General features: G+C 44.8%; 2 protein-coding genes. Both read left to right on the forward strand.

The window, feature by feature from the left end; genetic code table 11:
• Nucleotides 1-2,516, forward strand: a 2,516-nt coding sequence (rpoB, locus tag HMPREF1116_RS06525; protein WP_000326112.1) for a DNA-directed RNA polymerase subunit beta, incomplete at its 5' end; no start/stop codon positions are given.
• Nucleotides 2,517-2,548: 32 nt separating this feature from the next.
• The coding region (locus HMPREF1116_RS06530; protein ID WP_000228735.1) for a hypothetical protein at nt 2,549-3,935 on the forward strand (1,387 nt) is incomplete at its 3' end.

A 3,935-nucleotide genomic window follows, 5' to 3' on the forward strand; every position in this document is an offset into this window, starting at 1 on the left:
GTGTTGTAACAATCATCGGTAATGCAAATCCAGATGATAAAGTTCGCACTATCACACCAGCAGACATCCTTGCTGAAATGAGCTATTTCCTCAACTTGGCTGAAGGTATCGGTCGTGTGGATGATATCGACCACCTTGGAAATCGTCGTATCCGTGCCGTTGGTGAATTGCTTGCCAACCAAGTACGCCTTGGACTTTCACGTATGGAACGTAACGTTCGTGAACGTATGTCTGTTCAAGATAACGAAGTATTAACACCTCAACAAATCATTAATATCCGTCCAGTAACTGCAGCAATCAAAGAATTCTTTGGTTCTTCTCAATTGTCACAGTTCATGGACCAACACAACCCGCTTTCTGAGTTGTCACACAAACGTCGTTTGTCTGCCTTAGGACCTGGTGGTTTGACACGTGACCGCGCTGGATATGAAGTGCGTGACGTGCACTACACTCACTATGGTCGTATGTGTCCAATCGAGACACCTGAGGGGCCAAACATCGGTTTGATCAACAACTTGTCTTCATACGGACACCTCAACAAGTATGGCTTCATTCAAACACCATACCGCAAGGTTGACCGTGAAACTGGAAAAGTAACTAACGAAATCGTTTGGTTGACTGCTGATGAAGAAGATGAGTACACAGTAGCACAGGCTAACTCTAAATTGAACGCAGATGGCACTTTTGCTGAAAAAGTTGTCATGGGACGTCACCAAGGGGTTAACCAAGAATACCCAGCTTCAAGTGTTGATTACATGGACGTTTCTCCAAAACAGGTAGTTGCCGTTGCGACAGCATGTATTCCTTTCTTGGAAAACGACGACTCCAACCGTGCCCTCATGGGTGCCAACATGCAACGTCAGGCTGTACCATTGATTAATCCAAAAGCACCTTACGTTGGTACTGGTATGGAATATCAAGCAGCCCACGACTCTGGAGCGGCTGTAATTGCTCAGTATGATGGTAAAGTTACTTATGCCGATGCTGACAAGGTAGAAGTTCGTCGTGAAGATGGCTCATTGGATGTTTACCATATCCAAAAATTCCGTCGTTCAAACTCAGGTACTGCTTACAACCAACGTACGCTTGTTAAAGTTGGTGACGTTGTAGAAAAAGGCGACTTTATTGCAGATGGACCTTCTATGGAAAATGGAGAAATGGCGCTTGGGCAAAATCCAATCGTTGCCTACATGACATGGGAAGGTTACAACTTCGAGGATGCCGTTATCATGAGCGAACGCTTGGTGAAAGACGATGTCTACACATCTGTCCACCTTGAAGAATATGAATCAGAAACACGCGATACAAAGCTTGGACCTGAAGAAATCACTCGTGAAATTCCAAACGTTGGTGAAGATGCTCTTAAAGACCTTGACGAAATGGGAATTATCCGTATCGGTGCTGAGGTTAAAGAAGGGGACATCCTTGTAGGTAAAGTAACACCTAAGGGTGAGAAAGACCTTTCAGCTGAAGAACGTCTCTTGCACGCTATCTTCGGAGACAAGTCTCGTGAAGTTCGTGATACTTCTCTTCGTGTACCACACGGTGCCGATGGTGTTGTTCGTGATGTTAAGATCTTTACACGTGCAAATGGAGATGAATTGCAATCAGGTGTTAACATGCTGGTTCGAGTTTACATCGCTCAAAAACGTAAGATCAAGGTCGGAGATAAGATGGCCGGACGTCACGGAAACAAAGGGGTTGTCTCTCGTATCGTTCCTGTAGAAGACATGCCTTACCTTCCAGACGGAACTCCAGTTGATATCATGTTGAACCCACTTGGGGTGCCATCACGTATGAATATCGGTCAGGTTATGGAGCTCCACCTTGGTATGGCAGCTCGTACTCTTGGTATTCACATCGCAACACCAGTCTTTGACGGAGCAAGTTCAGAAGATCTTTGGTCAACTGTTAAGGAAGCAGGTATGGATAGCGATGCTAAGACTATCCTTTACGATGGACGTACTGGTGAACCATTTGATAACCGTGTGTCAGTTGGTGTCATGTACATGATCAAACTTCACCACATGGTTGATGATAAATTGCACGCTCGTTCAGTCGGACCATATTCAACCGTTACCCAACAACCACTCGGAGGTAAAGCTCAGTTTGGTGGACAACGTTTCGGTGAGATGGAGGTTTGGGCGCTTGAAGCCTATGGTGCATCAAATGTTCTTCAAGAAATCTTGACTTACAAGTCTGACGATATCAACGGACGTTTGAAAGCTTATGAAGCTATTACAAAAGGAAAACCAATTCCAAAACCAGGTGTTCCAGAATCCTTCCGAGTTCTTGTTAAAGAATTGCAATCACTTGGTCTTGACATGCGTGTCCTTGACGAAGATGATCAAGAAGTTGAACTTCGTGATCTTGATGAGGGCATGGACGAAGATGTCATCCACGTAGATGACCTTGAAAAAGCACGTAAAAAAGCTGCTGAAGAAGCAAAAGCTGCTTTTGAAGCTGAAGAAGGTGCAAAAGCGGAAGCAACAGAAGAAGCTACTGAACAAGAATAAGTAGCTCACTTAGAATAGAAAGGGAAGAAATAGTGGTTGACGTAAATCGTTTTAAAAGTATGCAAATCACACTAGCTTCTCCAAGTAAAGTCCGTTCATGGTCTTATGGAGAAGTCAAAAAACCTGAAACAATCAATTACCGTACGTTGAAACCAGAACGTGAAGGACTATTTGACGAAGTCATCTTTGGTCCTACAAAAGACTGGGAATGTGCTTGTGGTAAGTACAAACGCATTCGTTACAGAGGGATTGTTTGTGACCGTTGTGGTGTTGAAGTAACGCGTACAAAAGTTCGTCGTGAACGTATGGGACACATCGAGTTGAAAGCTCCTGTATCTCATATCTGGTATTTCAAGGGAATTCCAAGCCGTATGGGCTTGACCCTTGATATGAGTCCTCGTGCCCTCGAGGAAGTAATCTACTTTGCTGCTTACGTGGTGATCGATCCGAAGGATACACCACTTGAGCACAAATCTATCATGACAGAGCGTGAATATCGTGAGCGCTTGCGTGAATATGGCTACGGATCATTCGTTGCTAAAATGGGTGCCGAAGCTATCCAAGACCTCTTGAAACAAGTAGATCTTGAAAAAGAAATTGCTGAACTTAAAGAAGAATTGAAAACAGCAACTGGGCAAAAACGTATCAAAGCTATCCGTCGTTTGGATGTTTTGGATGCCTTTTACAAGTCTGGAAACAAACCTGAATGGATGATTCTTAACATCCTTCCGGTTATTCCACCAGATCTTCGTCCAATGTTGCAGTTGGATGGTGGCCGTTTTGCCTCATCTGACTTGAACGACCTTTACCGTCGTGTTATCAACCGTAACAACCGTTTGGCTCGTTTGCTTGAGTTGAACGCACCAGGTATCATCGTTCAAAATGAGAAGCGTATGCTTCAAGAAGCGGTTGACGCTTTGATTGACAATGGTCGTCGTGGTCGTCCAATTACAGGACCAGGTAGCCGTCCACTTAAATCATTGAGCCACATGCTCAAAGGTAAACAAGGACGCTTCCGTCAAAACTTGCTCGGTAAACGTGTTGACTTCTCAGGACGTTCCGTTATCGCCGTTGGTCCAACTCTTAAGATGTACCAATGTGGTGTGCCACGTGAAATGGCAATCGAGCTCTTTAAACCATTCGTGATGCGTGAAATCGTTGCGCGCGATATCGTGCAAAACGTTAAAGCGGCTAAACGCTTGGTAGAACGTGGAGATGAACGTATCTGGGATATCCTCGAAGAAGTTATCAAAGAACACCCAGTACTTTTGAACCGCGCACCTACCCTTCACCGTTTGGGTATCCAAGCCTTTGAACCTGTCTTGATTGACGGTAAAGCCCTTCGCTTGCACCCACTTGTCTGTGAAGCCTACAATGCCGACTTTGACGGTGACCAAATGGCCATACACGTACCGCTCT

The organism is Streptococcus sp. SK140 (genome assembly GCF_000259525.1).
In the GTDB taxonomy this organism is placed as follows: domain Bacteria; phylum Bacillota; class Bacilli; order Lactobacillales; family Streptococcaceae; genus Streptococcus.